The 1,028-nt window shown below is 41.1% G+C and carries 1 protein-coding gene; it reads right to left on the reverse strand.

All coding sequences use genetic code 11. The features are described from left to right. Positions 1-107 precede the first annotated feature (107 nt). On the reverse strand, positions 108-1,028 hold a 921-nt coding region (locus JZO85_RS23000; RefSeq protein ID WP_207110841.1), incomplete at its 5' end, for an aldo/keto reductase.

Here is a 1,028-nt window from a genome sequence, read left to right on the forward strand (position 1 = left end):
CTGCATAGAACTATGCAGTTTAGGCTTTTAATTTTATTTATCCTCTTTTTACTTGATGAAATCGATTGGGCAGAAATAGACTATTTTTAATCCGCTGTGAACCAAAATTATTTCTTCGCTAGGATCCGCTCGATCGTTGACAGTTCATCTGCACTGAAATCTAGATTATTCAGTGCCTTTATATTGTCTTCTAATTGACTTAGTTTAGATGCTCCAACTAATACGCTGATAACAGATTTTTGCTGCTGATTCCACGCCACCGCCATTTGGGCTAATGTCTGACCACGCTGTTTTGCAATTTGATTCAGCTCACGAACAATTGACAGCGTATCCTCCACATTTTCTTCATTTAAAAATTGAATCTCAGAACGGTGTGCACGAGAATCTTCTGGAATTCCATCCAAATATCGATCTGTCAATAAGCCCTGTGCCAACGGGCTAAAGACAATAGCTCCAAGCCCTTCTTCTTCCAACACATCTGTTAATCCATCCTCAATCCACCGATCAAACATGTTATACCGTGGTTGATGAATAATAAAAGGCGTCTTTAATTCTTTAAAAATTTTCGCGATTGCGGCGGTCCTTTCTGCATCGTAATTGGAGATGCCAATATACAGAGCCTTCCCTTGTCGAACAAGCAGATCCAAAGCACCCGCCGTTTCTTCTAAGGGTGTATCGTAATCTGGGCGATGATGATAAAAAATGTCAACATAATCCAAGCCCAATCGCTTCAAACTTTGATCACAGCTGGCAATGATATTTTTCTTTGATCCCCACTCGCCATAGGGTCCAGGCCACATATAATAACCGGCTTTTGATGAAATGATCAGCTCATCACGGTAAGGCTTTAAATCCTGAGTCATGATACGTCCAAAATTCTCTTCAGCTGCTCCTGCAGGCGGACCATAATTATTGGCTAAATCAAAATGTGTAATTCCTCGATCAAAAGCCCCTAATACAATCTCCCGCTGCTTTTCAAAATGGTCATAGCCGCCAAAATTGTTCCACAATCCCAGTGAAATCGCAGG

The organism is Candidatus Enterococcus murrayae, assembly GCF_017315985.1.
Lineage (GTDB): Bacteria > Bacillota > Bacilli > Lactobacillales > Enterococcaceae > Enterococcus_A > Enterococcus_A murrayae.